Raw genomic sequence first — 25,552 nt, forward strand, 5'->3', positions numbered from 1 at the left:
TGTCTAAAATCTCGATATTATTCAAGCTAGCGAGATTGCCACTTTGTAGTAACACTCATTCCTGGGCGGAGACCTGACACTTTATTAATTGGTTTAGCACGCATTTCAAAAGTCTTTAAGTCAAAATCACCCGTTGCTTTAGTCGCCTGCCAATTCGCATATTGACCTAAAGCATTTAATACAGTGACTTTAACATCTATAATCTGATTATTTAATGCCGGTACTCTTACTTGAAACGTATCACCAACTTTAAGGTTTCCCAGCAAATCTTCACGTATATTAAAAGTAAACCAAATATCATTTAAATCAATAATAGAATAAAGCGGAGTACCTGGACTGTATAATTGCCCTGTTTCAGCAACTCGAGTCGTAATTTGACCGTTAATTGGAGAAACTAAAGTTAATTCATTAACATCAGCTTTTACTTGCGCCAATGCTGATTCTGATTGTTCAACTTGCACATCGGCTAATTTTTTCTGTTCTACACTGCTACCGTTTTCGGCTAGTGATAAGTTAGCTTTAGCGGCTTCATAAGCTTTAATGGCCGCTTGATATTGATTAAAGGATTCATCATAGCTTTGCTTTGAAACAGTGCCATTTTTAGCTAAGCGATTAATTCTTTCATAGCTAGTTTGAGCTAAATCTAAATCTGATTTAGCTTTATCTAACTGCGCTTTTTGCACATCAATTGTTTCTGGTCTAGTGCTATAAGTATTATCACGACTCGCCATTGCTACTTTTAATTGCGCTTCTGCTGTTGCAAGCTGAGCTAACAATGCAGGATTTGAAAGAGTAAGAAGAACTTCACCCTGCTTAACATCGTCACCAACATCATAATTAAATTGATTTACTCGACCTTGAACTCTGGCAGCAACATCAACACGATTAGATTCAACTTCACCTTGCAAAATAATAGTACTAGGTTGATAAGCAAAATATATAATAACAACCATAGCAATAACAGCAATGATCGCTACAATCAAAGAGAAACGTTTTTTATGCATAAATTGGGCTTATAAAGGTTAAAGCAAAATTGCAATATTAGTATTGAAAATAATATAAAGCCAAACACTTAAATACGCAATAAAATATATACTGTTATATGTGTTAACGATTAAAAAATATTTATCTTTATTTAATTTTTAATCATTAATTAAAAATATTTGTATAAATCATTTATCAACTAACCGCAGTATGTTTTTCAAACATAAATTTATTTTTAGTCTGTAGACCACTTTGCGTTTTTAATTAATCCCTGTTCCCAAAAGTATACAGAAGCCGATTCTATGATATAAATGAAAATTATGGGTGAAAAATAGAAAGAATCATAAGAAGAAAATCATTTTATTATTTTACATTTGTAGTAGTCTCCGAATTCATAAGGGATAAAACATTTTCAAATTTTCCAAATAATTGCTCTTCTGGATTACTAATTGCTCGTTCTGGAATAGCATTAACGAATTCTTCAAATGTTGCATCCACTAATGCAATACGTCCATCTCCCTGCTCAATTGAAGTTTCTAGAAGTTTTTTAATTTGTGAATTAATTGAGCTTCTATATTTTGAAATATTTCTTGTTCCAACCATTAACATGAAATCAGGATTTGTTCTTAATGCCATAGTAATAGCATCATTAATATATTTGTTATTAAATCCGAATCCTAAGCACAACAATGCAGTTTTCGGTTTCTGTAATGCATTTAAAAAAGCACTCATCATATCCAAATATGGTGATTCATAAGATTTTTGGAATTTATTAATACCTGAATAAATAAAAACTGGATCATAACTTTGATCAATATTTAATAGTGATGTCCCAGTTATTTTACCCACACGACCTTGAATTTTGAACCAATCAATAGAACCATGAATTTTATAGAGTTGCATCACATTTGGTATATATCCAGCAACTCTATCTTGGGTCAATCTACGATTTACTATGTCATAGCTAAACCACATTGGGTTAAAATAGGAAGGATTAGCATACTCAAAACCATCTATAATAATAGTTCCTGTATTTGATGAGGCAGTTTCGAAAGCTAGGTCATAATTAGTAGTAAAGAGCTTTAATCTTTTCTGTTTAATGCCCCTACGAGAGAATATTCGAATAAATTTATTATGTGTTTTCCAGTCTTCTTCTTTGATTTTTTTAGTAAAGTCTGTTGCCCTTAAAATTGTATTTTTAGCGATCTTTACAAAATTTTGAATCTTATTTTTATCATCTTCCTTAACACTATCCAGAGCTATAATTGAATCACATATTGACAATAATAGTTCTATATCTGGTTTAAATATTTTACCTGCACCTACATTAGTATCAATTTTAACTTCTTGAAGTTTTTCATAGTTAGTAAGTGCTAAAATATCATCAAATCCATGCTCATAGCCAGTTTTGCACAAATCCCACAAATCCTGCATACTAGGAGCTATTTTCGTTTCTTCTGTAGTATTGAAGGTTAAGGAAGTTCCTGAGCCTGCAAGGATAATAAGATTCTCAACATCTAATATTTTATTGATATATGGACCAAAGTATTGGGCCTTTTCATTATCATCAGTAAGTTCAATATATGTTTTGCCATCTTTAATAGTATCTTTTGAATAAATTTTCATCGTTTACAACCTATTTAATACACAGAAAATAAACAAATTATATACGATTATTCAATTTTCACAAAGCCCATACACAATTAAAATAGATTTTAATATATTCAACAGTGCTTTATTAGCTATCTTCCTTGTTTTGTAGTAACAGTCATGAATAATATATGTTAATTGTTGATGAAATACACAAGCGTCTTTTTTAGTATATCATTGGCCATTTTTAGTTCTTTAATCTTTTCTTCTAACGCCATAATCCGCTGTTGCTCAGTCGTTAACTCTCGATGGCTAATTTTATTCGGGGCTAGTTGTCTAATCCATTTATCTAAGATTGATTTGCCTATTCCTAAGTGGTTGGCAAGTTTGCTGATAGAAATGTGTGCATGAGATAACGATCTATAGGAATTATTTTATATAGCTTACTGATTTTATTTATTAAAATGAAAAGTGATAAAAGTTGATAAAAGTTGATAAAACATTTAATGGTGGCCCCTACTGGACTTGAACCAGTGACCAATCGATTATGAGTGACACGTATTATTTTATAGCGTAATTTTAATTTATTATAAATCAATCAGATAAGAGGTTAGCCAAACTAATTGCTGTTCATTTATTCACTATTTTTTAGTTTATTTTACATTATCTACGGCACAAATATGGCGCAAACATTTTTGTGATCTGCTCTCCATAATTTCACATCATAAATTCACATCAAAATACAATCAATATAAAATACCCAAAAAAATTCTAACTTCGCTTATCATGATAACAATAAACTACACACTACCAATTTACATACGAATGGCGCCAGAAGATTACGAAATTGAAATCACGGGCGAGTGCTACATTATCAACAGCGACGACGAGCACAATTATGTATTCTATCAAACGCAGAAAGCACTATACGATATCGCTGATTTTGTGATGTTAGAAGACGCTGTTGAGTATTGTAAGTTGAAAATTGATAGTGTGTTTTGATGTTATTGTGGTTTTTCTGGCCACGTTATTGCTGGCGCAGTATCAACATCAATACGATTTAGTAAAGCACGATATTTTTTCCATGCTGAATACAACGCTTTTTCTTCATCAGTTGCTATTTCTGTATCAATTGCATCTTGTAGATAATCAATTTGCGTAGTAGCTTCATTTAATAGCTGTTTTTTTTGTGCTGTTGCTACGTCAACATCGTGTTGATGCTGTTTATTTTCATCTAATACCCACGCCTCACCATTCCACGTGTCAAACTCGCTAGACGGCTTTAATAGCGTGTGATCATTCGGAATATCGCCGATTTCTGTTACTGTTGATTCTGCACCGTTTTCTATTGAGTAGATTTTTTTTCCTCGGTGATCTGCAGGGTATACCCATTTATTGTCAACACTAACAATCGCTTTATCATCTTCAACTGCCTGCGGAGCGTCTAAATGTAGATAATCAGGCAAACCTATGCCAACAGAAATGTATTCGTATGTTGCGTTAATGAACTCGCCCGTTGTCGGGTGTGTATTATAAACTAACACGTAACCAGCTTTAACAGCAAACCCGTCCTCACCAAATTCTGCTGTTTGTGGTTGTAATTGATATTTCATAAATATTACTCCTATATTAAATTATGCTGCACGAACTATATATAAAAATGCGACATTCCGAGCTCGAAACTCATTGGCAGTCGGAACTTGTCTTGACGCATCTAATACTATTAGTGAATTCCCTTCTGCAACGTCTCCACCTATGTGTTTACGCGAATCTTGAACTAAGTAAAAAGCACCGCTGACATTAGCGTTGCCGGTGCCTCCGCCTACATTTGATTCAAAACCAAATGTGCCAGTTAAGTTTCTCATTGCGTCACCTTGTTCGCTCAATATTGCGCGATCAATGTCAATGCCACGCCCTGCGTCTAAACCTCGTATAACATTTGCTCGCAGGTCTGGTAAAAAACCGGATGGGTATGCCTTAGCAAGACGTGGATATTTTGTTTTATCAAACCGCCAACCGTTGCAAATCAACCAACCCTCTGGCGGCGTAACGGACGGATACGGTAAAGGAACTCCGACCGGAATAAAGTTATTAATAAAATCATCTAGTCCGCGAATTTTATTTGCATCAACAAAACCGTGAACTAGTCCGCCCGTTGAGTCTACCGCCCAAGATAAGTTTTGATTAGCTGAATTTTTATCAAAAAAACCGAAAACCCCGTCATCACGAACTGTCGCGTGATATCGTTTGCTAGGCGAAAACATTACAGACTCAAACGGCAGCGATTTGAATTTATCGGTTAAATTCAATAGTTCCTTATTTGCAGATGTGTATAATTCGACCCATGGTTCCCAAGTTTTTGGGGCTCCCAGATAATTTCTAATAAACTGTCGAGAATTTTTATATGTTGTATAAATCTGACAACATCCAGCTCCGTCAGCGCCGTTTTTAAAAACCTGCAACGTACCGGCCTGATTAATTGGGTACCCATTCTCAATAATCGCCTGTACATTTCTGCCTTGAAAATAAATACCTTCATTCATCCCAGTTAGATTGTTTATGTTTGTATTCGATAAATTACCTAAAACTTTCAATAGTTTAGAAGTGTCAACAGTAGACGCCCAGTTTTTAGCATTAACAGCTGATTTTGCAGCTTCTTGCTCTGATGTTTTAGCGTTATTCTCTGATGCTTTAGCTGCATTCGCACTATTGCTAGATTGTTGAGCTGAGTTGCGTGACGCTGTTGCTGATGAACTCGCACTATCTGCACTGCTTTTTGCTGAATCCGAATACGATTTAGCTGAAGTGTTAGCGTTGGTTGCTGTCGCAGCTGATGCGCTTGCAGATTGTGCGAAATTATTTGCTTTCGTTTCACTGTTTTTTGCATTATCAGCACTAATTTTTGTATTCGTTTCAGATGTTTTACTATTACGTTCTGAATTCGCTGCTTTTTCAGCAGATTTACCCGCATGATTCTTGGCATCAATAACCTCTCTCAGTATTGCGGGCGTAATTTCACTCTCAGCGGGATTCAGTAAAAAATCATTTAATGTACCGTCTTTTGAGTCAGAAAACACCTTAATTGTGCCAAGCTTCTTTGGCGGAAATCCATTTATAATTAACTTTACTTCATAGTCACACGGCAATACGTTCATCGTGTAACTACCATTATTTGCTACTTGAAATGCTTGCGTTTGTGTTAGTACTTTGCTTGTTGTTTTTTTTGCGTATAACACGATAGTGCAGTTGTTAATAATATTACCCGCACCGTCTGTTAATACTCCTGATATTTTTGCCATAATAATTTTCTCCAGATAATAAAAAACCGCACTAGGCGGTTGTTATTTTTTAGTGATATATAAATTAACTGTACGAGGACAGCCGCGTTTTGAGCCGGTCGCTTCAATTATTATGTCTTTGTTTGCTGGAATTTCATAAATCATACATCCCTGGTGAATATCTGTATTGTGTTGTGAATCATTAGTTCTTGCGCGTAAACTAAAAACCAATTTATTGTCTATTTTTATGTCATAAAATGAACTCATACCGCCAGAATTTGAGCCGTAAAGCGCACAAACAAAAATTTGAGATGTGCTTACAATACGAGTAAATGGCTCGGCAGAAATTTTTAGCTCACCGCCCGTATTTAATTGCGCGACTTTTACAATGTCACCAACGATTTGCGTTGCCGTCAACTTACCGTTAATTCGACAATTTTCATTAATGACAACATTGTTTAATTGCCCTGAATTTGCATAAATATTACCCGAGACATTAGCTCGTCTAGCGTTTAGCGTGCCGTCCTCAAGCAGTTCAAATGCGGGCGGATTGCCTGAGCTAATAACATTACCGGCAACCATTTTGCCGCCTGTGATTAACGGTGCTTTGATTTCTGTACCAGCGATTAACCTATCGCCTCGCATTGTGCCAGTAGCAATTAAATCACCGTCCAAAAACATAGCAGGTTCAACCCAATAAGCGCCGTTGTACATTCTTGCCTCAGAGTGTGCTACTTTGCCAACGCCATTTAATGAGTAGATAATTAACGTGGTATCACGGGCCGGATAAAACCCAAATTCACGATAAAACATTTGAGTTGCATCATCATTTTGCGGAAATCTACCGTCGTGAGTTTGAATTCTAAATACTCCCCCAGCGCCATTTTCTGCAATTAGCGTCCGAGTGTTAGCTATGAACATCTCTGAACGACCAACTACATTAACTGCATTCACGCCATACCAGTATTCGGTATCGGGTTGGCAATCAACATCAGTCAGTGTCATGGCTCGACCAAGATAATTAGTTTTTGCTTCAACCTCTGCCTTTGTTGTGCCTTTGTAGAATTCGAATTGTGTACCCAAACTCGATACAGAAGTCATTACTGGTCGAATTGCTACGTTAAAGCTGCTTGGTGTTAACACTAAACCCGATGGTTTAGCTGGCGGCAGAATAGAAAATGCAATCGTGGTTTCATCGCCTAATCGTCCATCTTCCGCTACCCCTCTAACTGTTGCGATAAACTTGCCTTGTTGCAAGTCTGATAAATAATACTCGGTATCGTTAACCGTTTCCCTGCTAATCAATTTATCATCACGATACACTTTTACTTCAAACTTCAAGTTTTGAATTGTTCTCGGTGTAGACCATGACAAGCGAGCTTGATATAAGTCTGATTCGGGGGTTATTTCAGCTTGTAGTTGCTCAACGGGTGGAATTGACCATCCGAAAATAGTGCCGCTTTCCGCTTCAAATTTTGCCCCGTTATCTACTATCGCCTCTTTTTGCGGTTCATGTTGCAACGCAGTGATTGAATAAGTACCGTCACTATTTTCAGCAATGGTTATTGCTTTGAACAAGCGTGGTTTGATTTTATTGTCATATAGACCCCAGACAGAATACTCATCAACACTAACGCTGCTCACCAAAACAACTTGATTAGGTTTAATTTGTGCTTGGATTTTGACTTTTTGTAGTTGCATATTTGTGTCAGTCACACTTAAATACGCACTTTTCATGTTTTTAATGTCAATGTCACGGTCTAACGTAATCGTGCTGCCGTTTGCTTCTAAAATTCGCCCACCGATTGTAGTACCTGCAAAATCATTGTCAGCGATACCAATGATATCACCTGGTAAATGACGGATACCTTCACGACCCACGCTAAATGTAACGGTTTGTGTTTCCAATTTTTCAGTTTGAATTAACCATTTACCAACTCTGTGAGCCTGACCTCTCGACGTACAACCAAACGCATCGATTTGCGCTACATTCAGCCCAAATCGTTTAATTAGCTCATCATCAGCAACATATTCAGTTGTTGTTTCCCAATTGTTATTAGGGTCAATATAACGCACATGAACAGCCGTATGCCGTGATTTTTGTGCTGCTGATGTGTAGTTGAACTGCCCATCCACAACATTAGCATTTGCATAAATTGCTACAGGGTCACTTGGTCTATCCATCACTGCTGTATACTGCGTGCCGTCCCAAATTGGCATAGCTCGGAATATTGAACACAGGTCGTGGATAACATCATACGCTTGTCGTTGCTCAGTAATGTAGCAATTACATGTAAATCTTGGCTCTTTACCGCCAAAACCATCGTCAACCAACTGGTCACAATATTGAGCAATTGTATATAATGCAAATTTATCGACACCAAACCGACTGATTCGATTACCCATGCCGTAACGTGTATTAGTTAGTATGTCGTAAAATATCCACGCTGGGTTATTGGTCCAAGCCAATTTGAAGTTACCCACCCAAAAGCCTTTATACTCTCTCGTTTCAGGGTTGTAGTTATCAGGCACTTTAACTATCATACCTTTAATAAGATAATTACGGCGAGGCACACCACTAAACTGCGATGAATCAAACTTCAAGCCAACCACTGCGGTGTTCGGGTATGAAAATTTAGTATCGTAAATTTCAGTGTACGAACTCCATAGCGTATTATTAACTAACAGTGATGATGTACTATCTTGCGTTCTACGCACAACTCGAATGTTAAATGGTTTTGGCGGCAAATCATCTAAAATGACCGAAGTTAAATACTGTGAGCGTGTTTTTTTATCGATCAAATCAACCCTTTTTACCGTTTTCCAGATATCTCCTGTGCCGATTTGAATTTCCATTGATACCGACGTTCCGTTGATATTGCCGTTATTATCTGTTGAACTTAACGATTGCACGCCAACCGTAACTCGAACTCGGTCAATGTTTGGGTCGGTAATGGTTCTCACAATCGGCGTTGTTGCTTTCACTTCCAAATTAACAGGTACTTCGTTTTCAGTAGCAGGAAAGCCTTCAAGCGGCGCCTGTGACTGAATACCCGCCGTCCATTCGGCGTCAACACCTTTAAAATTATAAGAGCCGTCAGACGCCTGAATTGGCGTGTCGTTTAAAAATACGCTTTGTAGCCCGTTTAATGGACCTTCTATCTGCCCCTCGCATAGTAAATCAATAATACTAAGTTGCTGATGTGACTTAAGATTGTCACGAGCTTCGCTAGGCGTTTTTGCCTTTTTTGAACCTTTACCCATCTATTGTATCCAACCCTTGTGATAAAACTTTAGAGCCTATTTTTGTTAATCCATAACAAAGTGGCACAGGTGCGCCCTGCGCTATCGTGTTGTCCAGATTAGAAAAATAGGTATTTTTATTGGTACCGCCGTCTGCTGATTTATCTGTTTTGGGTAGCTTGGTTAACATCATGGCCACACCGCCAATCATTAAGCCCAATCCTGCTGCCATTAATGGATAACCTGCAGGTGTCCAGTAAAAAATAGCCCCTACAACGAACATCACCGCACCAGCGATAAAGCTGAATGCTCCACCTTTTGCGCCCTCTGTTTTAGGTACAATATGAATAACAGCGTCCTGAGGTATTCGACTGTGTAGCCCGAACTGTAAATTGCCCTCGTTCATATCTACGCCGTTAATTCGCACGCGGAAATAGCCGTCCATGATTTTTTGCTTTAATCCTTTGATTTGACAATACAAGCCATTCATCGCTTCTGCTGCCGTTTCAACATTCAGATTGAACTTATCGCCATATTGTTTAAGATTGCCGTAAAGCCTGACAATTGCCATTTCTTATGCCTCCATATTGAATGTGTGTACTTAAGCCAAAACCCGTCATATAAATCTCTTTTCGAGAGACGGTTTGGGCAATGATGTAGGATGAATTGATTGCCGATATAAATGGCTGCATGATTAGGTGTTGTTGAGCCAAGACAAACCAAGATAACATCGCCTTCTTGAACGTCTTCAACTTGTTCAAACTCATTTTTAGGTAGTAAATCTAAGTAGAGATTTTGCCCGTTATGCCACCAATCATCTTGCCGTTCGTAATCCGGTAAATCGATACCCGTTAACATGTACGCATCTCGTACTAGTGTTAAGCAGTCAGTCTTGCCGTGCTTGAATTCACGACCAAGCAGTGGCTTAATGTATCTGAATTTGTGAATTTTGTTATCACAAACTAGCCACCAATCCACCCCCGTTTGTTGCTGATAAAACTGGTCGGCTTGGCTGAGTATCGGTAAACCGTTTGGGTGAGAATGGACTACAGCGGTTATCTCTCCTTGCTGTTCTGCCGTTATCCAATCCTCGGTTGCTATTTCGAATGTTTCGGTTGGTGTGGATGAGATATTGTTGCATGGCAGATAGGTTTTATTATCAATAACAAATCCGCAGCACTCAGCCTCACCGCATTGTTTAGCGTGATTAAGTATTTGTGTTTTCATGATTAATTAAGAGAGTTTAGCAGCAGTTGGAAAACCACCAAAAGGAAGAATACCGTGTTGCCCATAACGCAGTTTACAGCCATTTAGACAACGGCTACATTTATCTTTTGTGATGTCGTTTGTCGGTTTATCAAATTCATCAGCTACAGGTCCACCAGTGTAACCACACTCTGACGAACGATATATCCAGCTACAGGTATTAGCGATAATAACACGGGCAGGTATTAATGCACCATCTGATTCACACGGTAACGCTAATTCAAACGTAACAACCATCGAGTTTTGTTGCTTGACTTGTTCGATAACATAATTTGAGATGATTTCGCAAAACGGGTCAGCATATTGGTTGCCGCTCTCAAAATTCACCGCGTCTAAGTATTTAACGGGCACTTCGTGGCGTGTGACAACTGCGCCAAGTAGGCCGTCAAAATCAGCAATCAGACCAGTGATAAAACCCATTGCATTACTGACGCTCATGGTTGGACGGTTACTAGTACCCTGCCCGTTTTTTTGAAAACCCTCTACTTTTATGGGATACGGCTCATAGATATTACCCTGCCATGTAATTGATCGCCGAAGCTCATTTAATCCATTATGAAAGCGAAATATTGTTTTATTGCCGACAATTTTAGTTAAATCGACTTCATACAAATCAACTATCGCATCTTGTGCTATTTTTGTGATATCGAGTAGCATTTTGGGGGGGATCATGCGATTACCTCCTCAAATGTTGCTGTTATTGTTGTTGCAGTGTTCATAACGTTAGATGTCCAGCTTGGGCATTTAACTGTTATTAATCTGTGCGAGTTCGGCTCTATCCATTTAAATGCATGAAGCCCACCCTGCCGTGTTAAAAAGTCATTGATGTGTTGAGCATCTTCTCGTGCCACTTTTAGCGTAACGCTGTATGAGCGCAAGTCGTTGTTAATACCGTCCCGAATTCGTTGCTCATAGCCATCACCGAATTTAATGGTTTTTATTTTTGGCTCGGCTTTTTCACTCATATTCGGCGAAACTTGCCAGTGAAATGTTTCCATAGTTTTCTCCAGATGATTAAGCTAATTTACTTGTATTTTTACTTGCTAAAACTTATATATCTTATATAATACTTATATCAAGATTAGTTAGAAAAACAAAATGAATAAAATTATTTATCAAATTAAAGCATTAAAGCAGTTACGGAAAATTCAAAGCAATGCTTTAATCCGTAATAAAATTAATGAACTGGCTGACATGCCGAATTGCATTAATGTAAAAGCCTTAACTAATCATAAATATCAGTACAGATTACGGGTGGGTAACTATCGGGTGTTTTTTAATTTTGATGGTGTTATTCATATTGTTTCTATTGAAGAGGTGAAAAAACGCGATGAACGCACTTACTAATATACAGTTTATTAATAATGAACAAGGACAACCACAGTTTGTAGTTATGCCTTACAACCAATACTTAGAGTTATCAAACGCAAAAACAATCGATGTTGAAACAGGCGTACCAAACGAAGTTGTTAATATGGTTTTTGATAATAACTATTCTCCTGCACAAGCATGGCGTGAGTATTTAAAATTATCTCAAGTTGAAGTTGCGAATAAAATAGGTATTAGCCAATCAGCTTATTCTCAATATGAAAAAAGCCAAAAGTTAAGAAAAGCAACACGAATTAAAATTGCCAAAGCACTACAAATCAAGCCTGAACTGTTAGATTTTTAATAAAAACCCGCCGAAGCGGGTTAGGATCTAATAATATTTGATCTAAAATTAACTTATTAATAATAGTAATTATGCAAAAGATTTAGCGGGACGATAGGGAGCTCAAAACTGCAAAGAGACAGCGGACGTATCCCCCCCCTTAAAGGTGTTATATTAGTCGCACTCCAGTTCACCATAGGTATAATAAATAGGTTTTTTATTTTATTTCTAGATTTTCGTAAACCCACTTTTCTGTAGATGTATTGTACTTAAGGTTCATTGAATAGCGATTCCTAATAATGCCGCCAAAACTATTTTGAGCATCAACATCGCCCTCAATGTAATAATGGCACACCCCCTGAAGCTCACCAATTTCAATTAAACCGCTCTTTCCGGGGTATGGAAAATCCGCTGTAGAAGGTGATTTTAATCTTGATTTGACTATATGTTGGGCTTGTGTCCAAGCGTCTGTAACTACATCTGGGCAAGTTTTTTTACCACAACCAACCAAAGCTATACCAACTAAGCTAATCAAAATGATCTTTTTCATACCATTCTCCTTAATTAATTTTTGGCTAATGGTATGAAATTTCAGCCATTAAATCAACGACGATTTAGTTTTCCTCCTGGACGCGTTTGCTCATCAAGAATTGCTAGTACCGATTGTTTTATCATATTTCCGACCGCTTTTCCGTCCTCTTCTGATAAACCACCATTGCCAACATTTACAGGCACGTTTACAGTTATATTGCCTCCCGATTTATTCGATGTTTGCAAGAAGTCTTTTAAATCAGCGTTTGTTCTATCATCTATTACTCGCTCACCTTTTTTAAGTAGCCAAGTACCGTCTTCTGGAATGTGATCAATACCACTATGCGCCATACCAGTTAGTGTTTGAGCGGCTATCATACCCACCGATGCATAGCCAAGACCTCTTGTAATTCCAGACATAATACCTGTTGGATCAAATTCTAATGCTTTTGCGGCAGCAACTTCGGTGCTAATCATTGCTTGTGCAATAGCCGAGGCTTTACTAGCAAGAAACATCACTTTGTATGCTGCAGATGATTCACCAGCAGTTTCTTTAAACATATCAGCAATCGAGCCAGTTAATGATGAGAATGTGCCAAGTGTTGCGAGTGTATATGCAGACTGAATATCCTTTTGCTTTTGTTGCATAGTTTCTTCTATCTTAACAATAGCATCAGCGTATTCTTGCTGTTTGATTTCCTTTTTTTTCAATAAATCATCAAACAATTTTAACTGTTGCTCATGCCAATCTTGAAGTTTTTTATCATCTTCTGCAACGTTCAGTAAATCACTACCTAAGCCGTTGTAAGAGTTGTGATAACTAAATGACGGGGCGGATTCAGCGGCTTTTTTAGCCATTCTATTAAGCAGTTCTTCACGTTCTTTTAGTGATAGATTTGCTTTTTCGATAATCGATAAATGTTGCTTGTAAGTGTCTAGTTGTTGCTCAGCAGGAGTGCGCAAAGAATCCATAATTGATTTATATTCTTTTTGCGCATTTAGCTTATCTAACTCGATAGCTTTTGATTCTAATACTTTCTTTTGAATATCAGTTAGCTTACTTAATTCCCCTTCCGCTAATTGCCTGCGGATTTTTTGTAGCTCAGTGATATCAGTGTAAGCGTTGATCTGACTATTTAGTTTGTCTAACTGCGACTTATACAGCTCTGCTGCGCTCTTGATCGTTTTTGAGTGTTTGAAGCCCTCTTGTAGCTTGAAGCTTTCACGTAGATTTTTTGTATATAATCTAAGCTTTTCAGTAAGTTCTTCTGACATTTTGCCAGTTAACTCTTGTCCTTTTGCTAATGCAATTAAATCAGCAGCGTGTTCAATAGCTGCATCTCCGGCAGCACGTTGTAAACCAGCAAGCACAAATGCCGCCTCTGCTCCACTTTCTGACTTAACTTTGTTTACATCAAGTTGCTGACTAAGTACGCCAAGTTGATTTTCTAAATTTGGAAAATCAGCTACATCAAGTAACTTTATTTCTGTTGCTGTTTCAGCCGAGGCTTTGCCCACCGCGTCCATTTTTTCTTTGCTTTCTGCCAAAGCATCTATTGATGAATGCACAGCCGATGTCATACTTCCCAATACTGTTTTAAATTCCTGCCCTTTTCCAACCGCATCTGCAAATTTTTCATTAAGCTCACCGACCTTGTTACCAAAATCATGCTTACTTATAGCTCCTTCGTCATATGATTTTTTTAGCGCTTTAAATTGATCAATATAGTCATGTATGGCAGATTGGTCTTCCTTTGTAACAATCCGTTGAACTGAATAATTGCCGTTAGCTTTCCAGGCCGTTTTAAATTTTTTTTCAAGTTGTTTTTGTAGGTTATCTATTTCATCATCAACTCTTTTAGAGTCTGCATCAACTTTTAATGTCAATTCTGATGTTATTGATTGTTGCTTACCTTTATCTAATTCTTTAAATTTAGCGAGAAGTTCGTCAACAGGCAATTGTAATTCTTCAAGCGGCTTTTTGGCTTTGTCTGCGCCGTCGCCCATTGCAAAAAATGCCGCACCGACTGATACCGCTGTAGTCAGCAATCCAACAGGCCCACCGAGTAGACCTAATAAACCACTGCCAGCTCGCGATAACAAATTAAATTTACTAGTTAGTACATTTACTTTTGTTTGTGCGGCAGCTAGCGCATTATTTGCTTGTGTTTGACGATTAATAGCTGCTGTTAAATTATTTTGCGCAACAAGACTGGCTTTTAAACCAACAGCACGTTGCGCTTCAAATCTTGCGGCATTTACTTCGGCAACAGCTTTTAATTGCAAGCTTTTAACTGCTTCTAGTTGTGCTTGAGCTTGAGATATTTGTGCTGTTCGGTTTGCTAGTGTTGTTTTTGTAGCATTGAAAATAGATAGCGAAAGTCCGCTGAAATATCGAGATAGACCAATGCTAACAAGAATTGTGCCAGCACCAGTTATTAAATGAATATTATCTGCAACGAATTTCAAGCCGCTTGCGATATTTTGAGTAACACCGGTACTGCTATTTAGTTCGCCAATTAACGACTTAAAGCTGTTTGATATCTGAGTAAAACCGTCTTTTACGGTATTACCCATGCCATCAGCCATTTCGCCCGTTTCATCTTTAACTTTGATCATGGCATCAGCAAGCTGTCGCATTGATATTTGACCGCTCATACCAAGTTGTTTTATGACCTTTTCGGCTTTACCTGTTGAGTTTGCCAGAGCGGTAACAACATTTGGCGTTGATGCCATGATCGACTTCCAGTCGTTACTACTAACTTTCCCTGTGATCATCGATTTAGTGATTGCGTTAATGCTTGTTGATACTTTATCTGCAGAAGTCGCATTTATGGTATAGCTGTTTGACATTGATTCGATAAAGTCGATCGTGTCATTTGTGCTATAACCCAGATCACGCATTGATGATGCTGTGGCGACGTACAGCTCTTGCGAATCTTCAATCGCTTTAGCATTACGATTACTAATTTCAAGCAAGCGACCTTGCACCTGCTCATAATTATCTGCTGAACCCTCGACAGATGTAATAGCCATTCTAATACGAGCAGCCATTTGCCCCCAGTCGTCCGCCATGTTTACAATGCTAGTAAATGCAAAACCACCTGCAAATGCTGTAGCTACACTTAAAGCCGATGATTTTAGCTGTGTTAATTGCATGTTCATTGCTTGAACTGAGCGATTATTGCTAGCAATGTATGCATCAAACCGCTTTGAGCGATCTTCCATCGTTTTGTAATAATCTGTACCAAGTCGTGATGCGCGGCTCATTTCTCGTTGATATGATGATGAGTCGGCTGTAACTCGGATTGCCAATTCTCGCAATGTTGCCATTTTATTTATTTCCCAAGTAAATTTGATAGCGCGTCAAATATGCTGACAGGCTCTTTCTTTTCTTCTTTGAATTTAAGTAAACAGTCCTCAAACTCGACTTTTGCACCTTGTGACCGATAGATAGCTGATGCGACTTGTGCGGCGTGCCAATCGTGTCTTTCATCACCAATCGGGTTTAATTTGTCGAATGCGACCCAGTAGTAAAATTCCCTTGCTGATAGCGTTTGTTCAAGCTCGGCAAGAGTTTTACCGAGCCTTAATGCAAGCTTTAACTTAAAAAACAGCTCAGGATCGCTTTCTACTTTTTTTCAGCTTCTTTTATCGGCTCGCTTTTCAAGCCAAGCAGATTAAAAGCCTCATTGACTAATCGAGTATGAACAGGACCATAACTTTTTACTAAATCATCAATATCATTGCTGAAAACAAAATCACCGTTATCATCAAGCAAAACCGTTGCAAATAGCGTTGCTTCCGCTTTAATGTTTAGTAAATCTTTTTCGTGATCAGTTAGTTTTTCATTATCTGTGATATCTTTGATTGTCTTAATATACCGATTAAAATCAGTGTGCAAAGGCTCACGAATAGTAACCGCAACGCCCCATTCTTCAACCCGAATCTTTTTTGTACGAAAGCCTGAATTTTTTGCTGTAATAATTTGTTTTAAATTCATTATTTTTGTCCTTGATTAACAGACGGAGCATTAAACACAAATTTCCCTTTCACTTTGAATGAGAAAGAACCTGTTACGACACCATTTTTCGCGCCTTTGAACTCGTAGCTAGTTACACGCGCAATCCAGTCGATTGAACTACCGTCTTCATATTTGATCTGGAATGCGTAGTTATCCCCAGTATCGTACGATTTACGTAATACTTGCTGTGCAGCATTGCCGATCACAAAGTTTGCATTCATTGAAACAGTCGCTTCCGCTGGTAAGCCGCTGATAGTTTCTTTTGTGATTGATGAAAGTGTCGATACGTCAATTTCTTCACCCTCAGGCGCTGTCATTGAGTAATCTGTCACAGTGCATTCTAAGCTGAGTTTTGCTGTTGCTGATACGATAAATTTAAGAGATGGATCTTTACTAACAAAAACACCGACATCCCTTGTTTTTGTGTATTCACTTTGTACTTGTTGAACTTCTGGCATATTAATATCTCCAAAAATAAAAAAACCGCAGTTAAGCGGCATAAATGGTTAAATGGGTTATTATTGAATGTAAAATTCTAACGTTGAGCGATAAAGCTCGGTTTCGGTTTCATAGTCTTGGCGACTAGTGATATTGAATGGTTTTAACAGTTTCAGTTTTTCGTATGACTGTTGTTTAATGGTTTCAGCTTCGAGCAGTGTTTTTGCGTAGATATCAACTTGAAAACAATACTCAACGGATGATTGTCCGCCCATAACATCGTCATAAACTTCTGAAACTTTTGTGTAACACATATATGGCGGACTAGTCCCATACGGTGCAACTAGTGGACTAACACGACCGTCGCACAATGTTTTTAGTGTGTTGTTAATTTTAGCTTCTATCATTTTAAGAAAATCTCATCGATATCTTTTAAATACTGTTTAAATGCTGCATCTTCTGCCTTTTTTACATTTGCATCAAAAGCAGGGCGGACAAAAGGACGTGCTGACATTTTTGACGTTCCGTTTTCGATCATCCACCAGTAAAATGGCAAAGTTTTTTTACTTTTACCTTTTTTTGATTTCTTTGTAACTCGAATTTTTTTAAACTTCACGCCAGAAGTTAGCGAACCTCTTGCTGTATCCACAGAAATAGACCGCCTCAATCGTCCAGTTCGAACAGGCGCACTTGCACGAATAGCGTCACGAAAAACCACTGCTCCAGCACGAACCGCTTTTTTTGATACTTTGCGTTGTTCCGACTTTGAAAGCAACTTAAAATCAGCTTCAAGCTCTTTAAATCCCGCTATTGATAACGAGGGTTTCATCATAACGTACACCCTTTTGACATGGTAATTCAAGCCTTGTCCTTTTTACGTCTTCAAGCACCGCTTTAATGTCGTAATAAGTTCCATTACACAGCGCACGCATATCAGCAGTAATATCGTTTCTATACCGAATTAAGATTTTACAATCTGTTTGCACCTGTTCAGCTTGTGAGCTTTGATACTCTTTCCCCGACACGTCCCGAATTTCGGCTCGTACAGTGCACACATCGACCCATTCATTAACTAGTTGTCCCAGTTCGTCTGTACGTTTAATTTGCTTCTGAAAAGTTACTTCGTTGCGTAATCGACCTGCTTTCATATGGGTATAATCCTGTATGGGTTAATCAACATTTGATAAGCTAATGGTAAAACACTCGCATTTCCGTTAATTGTTACCGCTTCTCGATTGTCATACCAGTGTCCGGCAAGCATCAAGATTGCAACTTTGATTGCATCGTTAACAACAATTCCATTTGAATCGCTATCAGGCACGGAATCATTATATAATTTCCGATTTAGATGACTTTCAATTGTTGTTTTTGCGGCATTTGCATATGTGGCCAATAAAGCGTTATCTTCATCATGATCAAGGTTTATATGAGTTTTTAACTCTTCAATTGTGGGCAAAGCCATAAATATACCTCTAAGCCCTTTATTTAATAAAGGGCCTTGTCTTTTCAGTTAAGATTTTGCTGAACGTGATTGAACCGCTGGCATAGTTAACACTTTAATAGCATTGCTATCATTCAACATAGAGCCAACACGTTTGGTTGTATAGAATCCAACAAATGGCTTCTTAGTGTATGGGTCTCGTAACATACGAATACCAATGCGATCAAAGATATAAAAGCCACGCTTGAAGTTACCGAACGCGATTGGTGCTTTGCCTGAGCTGTCGCCGATATCAGGCATTTGCTCATTTTCAGCAACAGCAAAACCCGATAATAGTGATGGTTGGCCAACTTGTAAGCCCGGTTGCCAGATGTAGTTACCATTAGAATCTTTTAGTAAACGAACGGCTAACAATGATTGATTGTTCATCATAAATTTAGCACCTGCACGATAGACTTTACGCAGTGTGTAAGTTAACTTCACAATATCATCAGTTGTTAAATTCGCCGCACCTGCTACAACATTTTGCAATTTACCCCAGTCACGATCTTTATCTGCTTGCGCTGTAGTTTCGTAAGCTAAAAAGCCTTTCGGTTTTTTATTGCCGTCACCGAATGTAAATGCCTCTTCTTCTTTTTCTGCAAACTCTTGAGAAAGCTCATTCACAATAAAAGATTCAACATTAAAAAAGGCATCATCAAGCATGGTTTGCGTGGCGTACGGATTACCGTAAATTTCCCCCCAAACAGGAGAAATAACACCGAGTTTTGGTGTTCCTGTTTCTGTTCGCTCATCGGTTTCACCAACCCAACCACTAGCAATGCCACCTTTACTGGTTAGCTTTTTCCAATCAGGTGTGCCAACCGTCATTACCGTACACTCTTGACGCATCACAACTTCATCACGCAATGCGGCTAAAATATCAGTATTTAGTTCTTCTGGTACTGCAAAACCACCGTCAGTATCAACGCCAGTTTGCATCGCTTTTCGTTCCAGTTCGGCTAATCCTTGTTCGTCACCTTTGCGGATGAACATAGCAAACGCTTCTTTATGTGCTGAGGCTTGTTTGTTACCGCCTGCAGGGCGTTTGACCTCTTTTAGTTCGTTTTCTAGTACATTTTTTACATTATCTAATTCTGATAATTTGCCATTTAAGGTTTCAACCCTTTCAGCTAATGCACTTTTTTCTTGTGAGATAGCGTCTAATCGCTTGTCATTTGTTGCTTTAAATTGCTCAAATTGATTTTTAATTTCTTGCGCGACCAGTTCAACATCTTTTTGATCTACTGCCATAATATATAATCTCCTAGTTAAAAATAGATTTTAAAATTTTTAATGCGTTTTCTTCGCTATTACTAACATCTCGCTGTTTTAGTGAAGAGTATCCCTCAGACATAAACGCCTTTGCCTGAGTTCTGGAGAGTCCAACGTCGCGCAGTACTCTTTCTATCTCTTTCGGCGGCGGTATATCACCACTTTCGAAAATACTTTTTACGTTATCAATCCTTGCTTCATCATTGGCAGGGAACGTGACAACGGAAACCTCCCAAAGGTCAATATCCTTTAAAATGAATGCAGATTTTTCCTTGTCATAATCATAATCGTTTAATATATAGCCAATTGACAATCCCGATAATGATTTTGCTTTCATATGAGCATGTGCTCGTTTTGCGAGTGGGTCATCGTCAATTAATAACTGCCCCTCAAGGTATAATCCGTTATCGTCCTCAACCATTTTTGTGTAATAGCCGATAGGTTCGTCCATCTTGTGTTGCCAAAGGAGTGCAGGTAAACGTCCTTTTTCTTTCCACTTATTAAGCGAATTAGCAAAAGCACCTTTAATCACAATATCGGAATAACTATCTTTTACACCGAACACCGAGCCGTAGCCCGTAAACGCACCTGTATCACTGATTGACTTAATTTCAAAGGGTATATCAAGTCTCTTTTTGTTTAGCATTTTTGTTATCATCCTGTGGTTTAGTAGTCATATTCATTGGGGTTAGATAGATGTCTCCACCTTCCCTAGGGTTACGCTCTTCCAAATCTCGGCACTCATTCGGTGACAAAATGCCCCAGTTAATACCTGTGGCGTATGAGTCATAACGTGATTTCATATCGCCACGCAATAACGCTCCAACATTGAATTTGGCATAAAATTGCCCTCGCTTTTCTTTATTAACCAGACCAACATTTATGCGCTGTTCAATACGTGTTAGGTATGGCACTAATGAGTAGTTAACAAAACCCATGCCGAGATTTTCAATATTATTGAATGTCGCCCTATCTGTGTTTTGCACCATGTGCATCGGCACTCGGAATATTCTGCATATTTCCTCTAATTGAAATTTCCTTGTTTCTAGAAATTGGGCATCTTCGGCGGACATACTGATGTTGTTCCACTTTAAACCCATTTCTAGAATCATTGGCTTATGTGCATTTGATAAACCTTGATGACGCTCTTGAAAATTGTCTTTTAATCGTTTGTACGCTTCATCCGTTAATACTTGGTCAGTTTGTAATACGCCGCTTGATACTGCGCCATTACTGAACAGTCTAGATCCGTGCTCTTCCGTTGCTAAGCCTAGCCCTATCGCATGCCGCGCATAACTAATCGGGCTTAGTCCAACCAAAGAATCCATTGAGAATGTGCGCACGTGCCAAATTTCATCTTGCGATAAAACATCACAAGAGCCATCAGGAAATGTGACTTGATAAACAGGTTCCCATTTCTCATTAAGCTTAGGCTGTACACTACCAGGTAAAAGCGGGAGTAACTCGACAACTTCACCAAATACTTTTACTTTGTAAGCATAAAAGTTACCTCGTAAGCAGAGACAACCAATCAAGTATTCCCAAAACTCTTGGGGCGTCATATAGTTGTTTGGTGCAACGTACAAAAGCGAGTACAGTTTTTCTTTAGGTGCTTTCTTGCGCCCGTTATCGGTCGCTTGATATAAAAAACAAGGTAGCATTCCAACTGATTCTGTTAATACCCTCACGCAACCGAACACCGCCGTTAACTGCATAGCTAGGGCAGGGCTAACTCTGCGACCCGCGTAAGTATCTAGTGAAAAGCCGATGTAATCGGATACCTCTTGAGAAGAGGTGCTAGCTTGCGATTTACGTTTAAATAAATTAAAAATTTTCATTATAAGGACCGTATTCCTACGTTTAGGATGTGATCTGATAAATTGTTTTCCAACTCATCTTCTTTATTTGTTACACCAAAAGCCATAGCTAACGCTTGCATTCCGTCTATCCGCCCTGTTGCTTTGTGCTTATCGAACTTCCTATTGTCCGCTTCATCCCTTGTAACAACAGCATTAGCAGCACACATAGTTAATATTGGATGGTTACCGTGTCTGATAGTTCCATTTAAAAGCTCATCTTCTAAAATCGACAAAGCAGGCGTCATATCTTTAAAGCCTTGACCAAACCTAACCAGTGGTGGGTTGACATTAATTCGCTCAAATTCCTTGATTAAAAAATCAATGTGATATCGGTCAAAGGCGATAGCAGAAATGTTATATTCTTGGATGATTTCATCTAGTTCTTTAACTAGATACTCATAATCAATAGATGCCCGTGGCGTTGTTCTTAAGTAACCTTGTTTAGCCCACACATCGTATGGCACTCTGTCCCGTTTTGAACGATCATGTATGCCAACTTCTGTTGCCCAAAAATACGGGTGAACGTTCCAGTGCCCATCACTTGTTTTTGATATAACAACGAATGCGGTTAAGTCATTCTTTTGTGATAAATCAAGTCCAGCAAAGCTAATGATATCTTCTGACGTCGGCTTAGCTGAGCAAGATTCCCAAACATTGCGGGAAACAAAAGGACTAACGACGGATACTCTTTGATTTAAGTTTAAATTTCTGAACTTGTTTTCTTCGCTCGGCATTCGATTAGCGGCATTAGCAAGCCGCTTCAAATCGTCATAGGAACGAAACAGACCAAGGGCTGGGTTTGCTGCTTTCCACGCATCCTCATCCAACACATCAGCATTTTTTTCAGCAGAATACACATGGGAAACAATATGTGGATCGTTAGAGTTTTTTGCATCATCAAGCCACACACTAAATAAATCCGCATCATTAGCCGCTTGTGTGCTAATCGCAATGAGTAATGGTGTTTTATGTGCACCCTGCGATGTTGTAATTGCATCAACAAAATCGCTTCTTGGTCCAACTATTTGCCCTACCTCATCCAAAATAGCAAGAATTGGTGATAGTCCGTGTGCTGTTTTTCCTTCAGCGGCTAACGCTTTATATTCAACGTTGCAAAGTAAACCATAGAGCCTTTTCCCACTTGGTACAACCCTTACAATTCTTTGTAGTTCAGGGTTTAAATTCACAATTTTAACGGCTAAATCAAAGACTATTGCAGCCTGCTCTCGGCTCATTGCTCCACTTACGATTTGCGAATTCTGTACAGCTTCGGGACCAACCAAGTGCGCCAACAACAACCCAGCAATTAAACCAGTCTTACCGTTCTTTCTAGCGATACTAAGATACGCCGAATGCGTACCGTGCGGATTATCATAAATATCTAAAATGAACCTTTTCTGAAAATCAGCTAATTGCATCGGCTCGCCAAGGTGTTCGCCGTCGGGGACTCGGCAATATCGCTCAATAAAGGCTATTACTTTTTCACCTCTCGTCATATTCCACCTTAATGTATGGGAGTGGCAAGCAAGCCATCATCATGTTTACCCAAATATCTTCTAGCTTCTTGCTCGTTTTTATTATGATTAACTTGATCTCGTGATTCGCCGTTTGTTGCATGAGAGTGTATTTGCAGATTTCTTTTTTGTGCGGCAACTAACCGACCCAAATCAGTAATCTGCTTATCAATTCGCTTTATCTCGTTAGAGTTTCGTTCTTCGCCAATTTTTTTATTCTCCTTAGACAGCTCTTTCCGTAATTCGAGAATTCTTAACTGGTTATTACATAAATCAGCACATTCGATAAGGTCGGTATCTGTCCATAAATCTAGCGATTTAGATTTAATGTTAGCATCCCAAAAAGGGCGAGCTTTAGCCATTAGCCCCGCGTGCTCAGGAGGTTCAATTGTGTTTTTAGCGGCATTATTCATCACCCTGATAACCGCCGCGGTGCTATCTGAGCGTGTTTTCTTTTTTGCAGCCATAATCAATCCTAAAAAAACTAAAAAAATCGGGTTAGCGTTAAAATGAAAGGAGGCGGGTGGTTTTCAAAGCATTTAGCTGGAGGAATTACCTACCCCCTCCCTATTGCTGTTGTTATCCAATTCAATATCAACCGGGTTGCTAACCGCTTTACTATCTAATTTAAAATCAACATGTATAATTGTTAGTTGATTGGGTTTTGTCTCGATATTAACAGCTACTTGATTAGTTAAAAGCTGTCCATCTACTGCAATACCGTAGCCATAAAATTCACCATTCTTATATAAATGAGCTAATTGAATTTGTTTCATTTTCCTTTACTCCAATGTCCGCCATACGGCATACCGTTCACATCGCATCCTATCTCTGTACCCTTATTCTCAATACGTTGTTTAGTGCTTGAGTGATGAGTGCTACATAAGCCCTGATAGTTTGATGAATCCCAAAACAGTTTCTGGGCTTTCTTTATCTTTATCGGGTCTTTCGATATTAATGCTTGTTCGAGTTTGTGGGGGATAATGTGGTCTACTGCTGTAGCGGGTTCATATCTGCCTTGCTTTAAGCACATAACACAAAACGGGTTACGCTGTAGATAGGTTAATCTGGCTTTACGCCATCTAGTATTGTTATATACGTTTATCATGGCGTTAAATCTAATTACACATAAACTCAGTATTATTCTTTGGTGCAATCTCTTTACAATAGTATTTCTGCCAACCCTCAATCATTACTTTGTTGTACTCGATTGCACTGGTGAGATTGTAATAATCTTGTTGAGAAGTTCTTGCAAGTCGTAAGGCTTTGTTAGCAATATTGCTGGAGGTGGTACTATCTCGTTCGACGGATTCGACTTTGACGCGCAACTCGACAAGACCGTTATCGATATCATTACGTAAAGCATCTGTTTTAGCATACCCATTTTTAATAGCCTCGATAATGTTTGATTCAATTTTTTTAACTTCATTATTATCTTGTATATACTTTTCGTACTTTGCTTCGGCTTTATTCGCTTTTGCAACCGCAGTTTTTTCATCTTGCCAACAGTTATATGCAAAATAACAAGCAAATATCAACGCGCTAATCAATGCTACATTTGTTTTATTCATAGTTTTCTATAACTTCCAACTTAAATGACTTTCCGTTAAGTTCATTCATCAGCAAATTTAATGCTTTTTTGCTTTCAAATAACTGAGTATCGTTATTGCTCATGCCTACCAAAATACAGCCCTGTGTATCTTTGGTCCAATTGCCGGCGTGAATTAAAATGTGTGAGCGATTAGGAACGTCTTTAACTTGATATACTCGACCAAATTTTGGTGAGTTAACAATATCGCATTGATATATAGAAGCTGGAATACATGAAATCTGACGTTGATTATTTAGCCACGGTAGCTCTAAAGTTGACAAAACCGCACCCGACGGCAATTGTATTTTACCAAACGTACCGCGCACACTTGTTTTTAATCTTGTTAGCTTCATGAGTTCCCTCCTGTTTTATCTTTGAATCTATCAGCAATATTCTTTATCATTTCAGCACCTAGCCAGCTTGCAATGCTTATAGCGCAATACTTTTCTTCATCTATCCAGTGCCTGCTCGTAGCTATCCAAGCCATTAGCTGCCCGGCATATAGTGCGACTATCACTTGACAAATGACTACTTTTAGCGTGAATGATTTACCGCTTAAAATATCAAACGCTATTTTCGCAATAGAGCCGACAACAGCAGCTATTAACTGGTATAGCCAATCATAATTATTAGGATCTTTGATTGGCATAATTAATTCTTCTTGTTAGTTAATGATGTGACAGCGTACTAGCTCTAAATGTTAGTTATGTGTGTGTCTAGCTTTGCTGTCGATTCTGTAGAAGACCCCGAACGTATCTATAAATCCATTGTTAGTGAATTATTAGAAAGTGGCATAGGGGTAAATTTGGACATAAAAAAACCGACTTA

28 protein-coding genes and 3 pseudogenes are annotated in these 25,552 nt (G+C 38.4%); 3 read left to right on the top strand and 28 right to left on the bottom strand.

The window, feature by feature from the left end:
• Positions 1 to 26: 26 nt before the first annotated feature.
• A complete protein-coding gene (locus ACGH49_RS06870) occupies positions 27 to 1,004 on the bottom strand; it encodes an HlyD family secretion protein (RefSeq protein WP_411588767.1) in 978 nt (325 codons plus the stop codon).
• Positions 1,005 to 1,347: 343 nt separating this feature from the next.
• Positions 1,348 to 2,610 carry an SIR2 family protein gene (locus ACGH49_RS06875; RefSeq protein ID WP_411588768.1) on the bottom strand — a complete coding sequence of 421 codons (1,263 nt, stop codon included), beginning with the start codon at positions 2,608 to 2,610 and terminating at the stop codon, positions 1,348 to 1,350.
• Between the two features lie 750 nt (positions 2,611 to 3,360).
• Between ACGH49_RS06875 and ACGH49_RS06880 the strand changes: the two genes are divergently transcribed.
• On the top strand, positions 3,361 to 3,576 hold the full coding sequence (locus tag ACGH49_RS06880; protein WP_411588769.1) for a hypothetical protein: 216 nt from the start codon (positions 3,361 to 3,363) through the stop codon (positions 3,574 to 3,576).
• A gap of 2 nt (positions 3,577 to 3,578) precedes the next feature.
• Here ACGH49_RS06880 and ACGH49_RS06885 read toward each other — a convergent pair whose 3' ends face one another.
• The 8 genes and pseudogenes from ACGH49_RS06885 to ACGH49_RS06920 form a co-directional block, all read right to left on the bottom strand.
• Complete coding sequence (locus tag ACGH49_RS06885; protein WP_411588770.1) at positions 3,579 to 4,187, bottom strand: tail fiber assembly protein; 609 nt, start codon at positions 4,185 to 4,187, stop codon at positions 3,579 to 3,581.
• Positions 4,188 to 4,565: 378 nt separating this feature from the next.
• Positions 4,566 to 5,873: pseudogene (locus ACGH49_RS06890) on the bottom strand (prophage tail fiber N-terminal domain-containing protein); the annotation flags it as partial.
• Positions 5,874 to 6,233: 360 nt separating this feature from the next.
• Positions 6,234 to 6,413, bottom strand: a pseudogene (locus ACGH49_RS06895) (phage tail tip protein); the annotation flags it as partial.
• 1,239 nt (positions 6,414 to 7,652) lie between these two features.
• Positions 7,653 to 9,116 (bottom strand): annotated as a pseudogene (locus tag ACGH49_RS06900) (host specificity protein J); the annotation flags it as partial.
• Positions 9,109 to 9,666: a tail assembly protein gene (locus tag ACGH49_RS06905; RefSeq protein ID WP_065606413.1), complete on the bottom strand. Its 558-nt coding sequence runs from the start codon at positions 9,664 to 9,666 to the stop codon at positions 9,109 to 9,111. The gene ACGH49_RS06905 and the pseudogene ACGH49_RS06900, both read right to left, overlap by 8 nt.
• Positions 9,609 to 10,325: a C40 family peptidase gene (locus ACGH49_RS06910; RefSeq protein ID WP_141674003.1), complete on the bottom strand. Its 717-nt coding sequence runs from the start codon at positions 10,323 to 10,325 to the stop codon at positions 9,609 to 9,611. The genes ACGH49_RS06905 and ACGH49_RS06910 overlap by 58 nt, the downstream gene beginning before the upstream one ends.
• Positions 10,326 to 10,328: 3 nt before the next feature.
• Positions 10,329 to 11,033, bottom strand: coding sequence for a phage minor tail protein L (locus tag ACGH49_RS06915; protein ID WP_411588771.1), 705 nt, complete (start codon positions 11,031 to 11,033; stop codon positions 10,329 to 10,331).
• Entirely contained in the window at positions 11,030 to 11,359 is a 330-nt protein-coding gene (locus ACGH49_RS06920) for a phage tail protein (protein ID WP_411588773.1), read from the bottom strand. Before ACGH49_RS06920 ends, ACGH49_RS06915 begins: the two co-directional genes overlap by 4 nt.
• A 100-nt stretch (positions 11,360 to 11,459) precedes the next feature.
• Between ACGH49_RS06920 and ACGH49_RS06925 the strand changes: the two genes are divergently transcribed.
• Together ACGH49_RS06925 and ACGH49_RS06930 are read left to right on the top strand one after the other, a co-directional pair.
• Positions 11,460 to 11,708, top strand: a complete 249-nt coding sequence (locus ACGH49_RS06925; protein WP_065606407.1) for a type II toxin-antitoxin system RelE family toxin — start codon at positions 11,460 to 11,462, stop codon at positions 11,706 to 11,708.
• Complete coding sequence (locus ACGH49_RS06930; RefSeq protein ID WP_411588774.1) at positions 11,692 to 12,033, top strand: helix-turn-helix domain-containing protein; 342 nt, start codon at positions 11,692 to 11,694, stop codon at positions 12,031 to 12,033. Before ACGH49_RS06925 ends, ACGH49_RS06930 begins: the two co-directional genes overlap by 17 nt.
• A 196-nt stretch (positions 12,034 to 12,229) precedes the next feature.
• Here the strand turns inward: ACGH49_RS06930 and ACGH49_RS06935 are convergent, their stop codons facing one another.
• The 18 genes from ACGH49_RS06935 to ACGH49_RS07020 form a co-directional block, all read right to left on the bottom strand.
• Complete coding sequence (locus ACGH49_RS06935) at positions 12,230 to 12,562, bottom strand: hypothetical protein (protein WP_411588775.1); 333 nt, start codon at positions 12,560 to 12,562, stop codon at positions 12,230 to 12,232.
• A 53-nt stretch (positions 12,563 to 12,615) separates the two neighbouring features.
• Positions 12,616 to 15,876, bottom strand: coding sequence for a tape measure protein (locus ACGH49_RS06940; RefSeq protein WP_411588776.1), 3,261 nt, complete (start codon positions 15,874 to 15,876; stop codon positions 12,616 to 12,618).
• 5 nt (positions 15,877 to 15,881) lie between these two features.
• Positions 15,882 to 16,160: a DUF4035 domain-containing protein gene (locus tag ACGH49_RS06945; RefSeq protein WP_174798337.1), complete on the bottom strand. Its 279-nt coding sequence runs from the start codon at positions 16,158 to 16,160 to the stop codon at positions 15,882 to 15,884.
• 14 nt (positions 16,161 to 16,174) lie between these two features.
• Entirely contained in the window at positions 16,175 to 16,546 is a 372-nt protein-coding gene (locus ACGH49_RS06950; RefSeq protein WP_411588777.1) for a phage tail assembly chaperone, read from the bottom strand.
• Positions 16,546 to 17,067 (bottom strand): phage tail tube protein, encoded by a 522-nt coding sequence (locus ACGH49_RS06955; protein ID WP_174798254.1) that lies wholly within the window; start codon positions 17,065 to 17,067, stop codon positions 16,546 to 16,548. Before ACGH49_RS06955 ends, ACGH49_RS06950 begins: the two co-directional genes overlap by 1 nt.
• Positions 17,068 to 17,085: 18 nt before the next feature.
• Positions 17,086 to 17,412, bottom strand: a complete 327-nt coding sequence (locus ACGH49_RS06960; RefSeq protein WP_065606395.1) for a DUF3168 domain-containing protein — start codon at positions 17,410 to 17,412, stop codon at positions 17,086 to 17,088.
• The gene (locus ACGH49_RS06965; RefSeq protein WP_411588778.1) at positions 17,409 to 17,837 is read right to left on the bottom strand and encodes an HK97-gp10 family putative phage morphogenesis protein; all 429 of its coding nucleotides are present in this window, start codon (positions 17,835 to 17,837) and stop codon (positions 17,409 to 17,411) included. The genes ACGH49_RS06960 and ACGH49_RS06965 overlap by 4 nt, the downstream gene beginning before the upstream one ends.
• Positions 17,803 to 18,153, bottom strand: a complete 351-nt coding sequence (locus tag ACGH49_RS06970; RefSeq protein WP_065606391.1) for a phage head closure protein — start codon at positions 18,151 to 18,153, stop codon at positions 17,803 to 17,805. Before ACGH49_RS06970 ends, ACGH49_RS06965 begins: the two co-directional genes overlap by 35 nt.
• A complete protein-coding gene (locus tag ACGH49_RS06975; RefSeq protein ID WP_065606389.1) occupies positions 18,150 to 18,467 on the bottom strand; it encodes a head-tail connector protein in 318 nt (105 codons plus the stop codon). The genes ACGH49_RS06970 and ACGH49_RS06975 overlap by 4 nt, the downstream gene beginning before the upstream one ends.
• 48 nt (positions 18,468 to 18,515) lie before the next feature.
• Positions 18,516 to 19,739 carry a phage major capsid protein gene (locus tag ACGH49_RS06980; RefSeq protein WP_411588779.1) on the bottom strand — a complete coding sequence of 408 codons (1,224 nt, stop codon included), beginning with the start codon at positions 19,737 to 19,739 and terminating at the stop codon, positions 18,516 to 18,518.
• A gap of 13 nt (positions 19,740 to 19,752) precedes the next feature.
• On the bottom strand, positions 19,753 to 20,406 hold the full coding sequence (locus ACGH49_RS06985) for an HK97 family phage prohead protease (RefSeq protein ID WP_065606385.1): 654 nt from the start codon (positions 20,404 to 20,406) through the stop codon (positions 19,753 to 19,755).
• Positions 20,384 to 21,598: a phage portal protein gene (locus tag ACGH49_RS06990; protein ID WP_411588780.1), complete on the bottom strand. Its 1,215-nt coding sequence runs from the start codon at positions 21,596 to 21,598 to the stop codon at positions 20,384 to 20,386. The genes ACGH49_RS06985 and ACGH49_RS06990 overlap by 23 nt, the downstream gene beginning before the upstream one ends.
• The gene (locus tag ACGH49_RS06995; RefSeq protein ID WP_411588781.1) at positions 21,598 to 23,115 is read right to left on the bottom strand and encodes a terminase large subunit; all 1,518 of its coding nucleotides are present in this window, start codon (positions 23,113 to 23,115) and stop codon (positions 21,598 to 21,600) included. The genes ACGH49_RS06990 and ACGH49_RS06995 overlap by 1 nt, the downstream gene beginning before the upstream one ends.
• 8 nt (positions 23,116 to 23,123) lie before the next feature.
• Complete coding sequence (locus ACGH49_RS07000; protein ID WP_065606377.1) at positions 23,124 to 23,600, bottom strand: terminase; 477 nt, start codon at positions 23,598 to 23,600, stop codon at positions 23,124 to 23,126.
• A gap of 72 nt (positions 23,601 to 23,672) precedes the next feature.
• Positions 23,673 to 23,909 carry a hypothetical protein gene (locus ACGH49_RS07005; RefSeq protein WP_411588783.1) on the bottom strand — a complete coding sequence of 79 codons (237 nt, stop codon included), beginning with the start codon at positions 23,907 to 23,909 and terminating at the stop codon, positions 23,673 to 23,675.
• 342 nt (positions 23,910 to 24,251) lie between these two features.
• Positions 24,252 to 24,704, bottom strand: coding sequence for a lysis system i-spanin subunit Rz (locus ACGH49_RS07010; RefSeq protein ID WP_065606371.1), 453 nt, complete (start codon positions 24,702 to 24,704; stop codon positions 24,252 to 24,254).
• Positions 24,697 to 25,077, bottom strand: a complete 381-nt coding sequence (locus tag ACGH49_RS07015) for a DUF5675 family protein (RefSeq protein WP_411588785.1) — start codon at positions 25,075 to 25,077, stop codon at positions 24,697 to 24,699. The genes ACGH49_RS07010 and ACGH49_RS07015 overlap by 8 nt, the downstream gene beginning before the upstream one ends.
• Complete coding sequence (locus ACGH49_RS07020; RefSeq protein ID WP_174798240.1) at positions 25,074 to 25,373, bottom strand: hypothetical protein; 300 nt, start codon at positions 25,371 to 25,373, stop codon at positions 25,074 to 25,076. The genes ACGH49_RS07015 and ACGH49_RS07020 overlap by 4 nt, the downstream gene beginning before the upstream one ends.
• Positions 25,374 to 25,552 lie beyond the last annotated feature (179 nt).

Source organism: Gilliamella sp. BG7 (assembly GCF_046635565.1).
Lineage (GTDB): Bacteria > Pseudomonadota > Gammaproteobacteria > Enterobacterales > Orbaceae > Gilliamella > Gilliamella apicola_P.

Bases quoted from the DNA above. Each gene is read 5' to 3' on its own strand.
- ACGH49_RS06935 (WP_411588775.1), bottom strand. From the start codon at position 12,562: ATGAAAAAGATCATTTTGATTAGCTTAGTTGGTATAGCTTTGGTTGGT.
- ACGH49_RS06920 (WP_411588773.1), bottom strand. From the start codon at position 11,359: ATGGAAACATTTCACTGGCAAGTTTCGCCGAATATGAGTGAAAAAGCC.
- ACGH49_RS06905 (WP_065606413.1), bottom strand. From the start codon at position 9,666: ATGGCAATTGTCAGGCTTTACGGCAATCTTAAACAATATGGCGATAAG.
- ACGH49_RS06885 (WP_411588770.1), bottom strand. From the start codon at position 4,187: ATGAAATATCAATTACAACCACAAACAGCAGAATTTGGTGAGGACGGG.
- ACGH49_RS06975 (WP_065606389.1), bottom strand. From the start codon at position 18,467: ATGGCTTTGCCCACAATTGAAGAGTTAAAAACTCATATAAACCTTGAT.
- ACGH49_RS06925 (WP_065606407.1), top strand. From the start codon at position 11,460: ATGAATAAAATTATTTATCAAATTAAAGCATTAAAGCAGTTACGGAAA.
- ACGH49_RS07000 (WP_065606377.1), bottom strand. From the start codon at position 23,600: ATGGCTGCAAAAAAGAAAACACGCTCAGATAGCACCGCGGCGGTTATC.
- ACGH49_RS06940 (WP_411588776.1), bottom strand. From the start codon at position 15,876: ATGGCAACATTGCGAGAATTGGCAATCCGAGTTACAGCCGACTCATCA.
- ACGH49_RS06915 (WP_411588771.1), bottom strand. From the start codon at position 11,033: ATGATCCCCCCCAAAATGCTACTCGATATCACAAAAATAGCACAAGAT.
- ACGH49_RS06965 (WP_411588778.1), bottom strand. From the start codon at position 17,837: ATGATGAAACCCTCGTTATCAATAGCGGGATTTAAAGAGCTTGAAGCT.
- ACGH49_RS06870 (WP_411588767.1), bottom strand. From the start codon at position 1,004: ATGCATAAAAAACGTTTCTCTTTGATTGTAGCGATCATTGCTGTTATT.
- ACGH49_RS06875 (WP_411588768.1), bottom strand. From the start codon at position 2,610: ATGAAAATTTATTCAAAAGATACTATTAAAGATGGCAAAACATATATT.
- ACGH49_RS06960 (WP_065606395.1), bottom strand. From the start codon at position 17,412: ATGATAGAAGCTAAAATTAACAACACACTAAAAACATTGTGCGACGGT.
- ACGH49_RS06980 (WP_411588779.1), bottom strand. From the start codon at position 19,739: ATGGCAGTAGATCAAAAAGATGTTGAACTGGTCGCGCAAGAAATTAAA.
- ACGH49_RS06985 (WP_065606385.1), bottom strand. From the start codon at position 20,406: ATGCTAAACAAAAAGAGACTTGATATACCCTTTGAAATTAAGTCAATC.
- ACGH49_RS06955 (WP_174798254.1), bottom strand. From the start codon at position 17,067: ATGCCGCTTAACTGCGGTTTTTTTATTTTTGGAGATATTAATATGCCA.
- ACGH49_RS06995 (WP_411588781.1), bottom strand. From the start codon at position 23,115: ATGACGAGAGGTGAAAAAGTAATAGCCTTTATTGAGCGATATTGCCGA.
- ACGH49_RS07020 (WP_174798240.1), bottom strand. From the start codon at position 25,373: ATGCCAATCAAAGATCCTAATAATTATGATTGGCTATACCAGTTAATA.
- ACGH49_RS06930 (WP_411588774.1), top strand. From the start codon at position 11,692: ATGAACGCACTTACTAATATACAGTTTATTAATAATGAACAAGGACAA.
- ACGH49_RS06990 (WP_411588780.1), bottom strand. From the start codon at position 21,598: ATGAAAATTTTTAATTTATTTAAACGTAAATCGCAAGCTAGCACCTCT.
- ACGH49_RS07005 (WP_411588783.1), bottom strand. From the start codon at position 23,909: ATGAAACAAATTCAATTAGCTCATTTATATAAGAATGGTGAATTTTAT.
- ACGH49_RS06880 (WP_411588769.1), top strand. From the start codon at position 3,361: ATGATAACAATAAACTACACACTACCAATTTACATACGAATGGCGCCA.
- ACGH49_RS06950 (WP_411588777.1), bottom strand. From the start codon at position 16,546: ATGAATTTAAAACAAATTATTACAGCAAAAAATTCAGGCTTTCGTACA.
- ACGH49_RS06970 (WP_065606391.1), bottom strand. From the start codon at position 18,153: ATGAAAGCAGGTCGATTACGCAACGAAGTAACTTTTCAGAAGCAAATT.
- ACGH49_RS07010 (WP_065606371.1), bottom strand. From the start codon at position 24,704: ATGAATAAAACAAATGTAGCATTGATTAGCGCGTTGATATTTGCTTGT.
- ACGH49_RS07015 (WP_411588785.1), bottom strand. From the start codon at position 25,077: ATGAAGCTAACAAGATTAAAAACAAGTGTGCGCGGTACGTTTGGTAAA.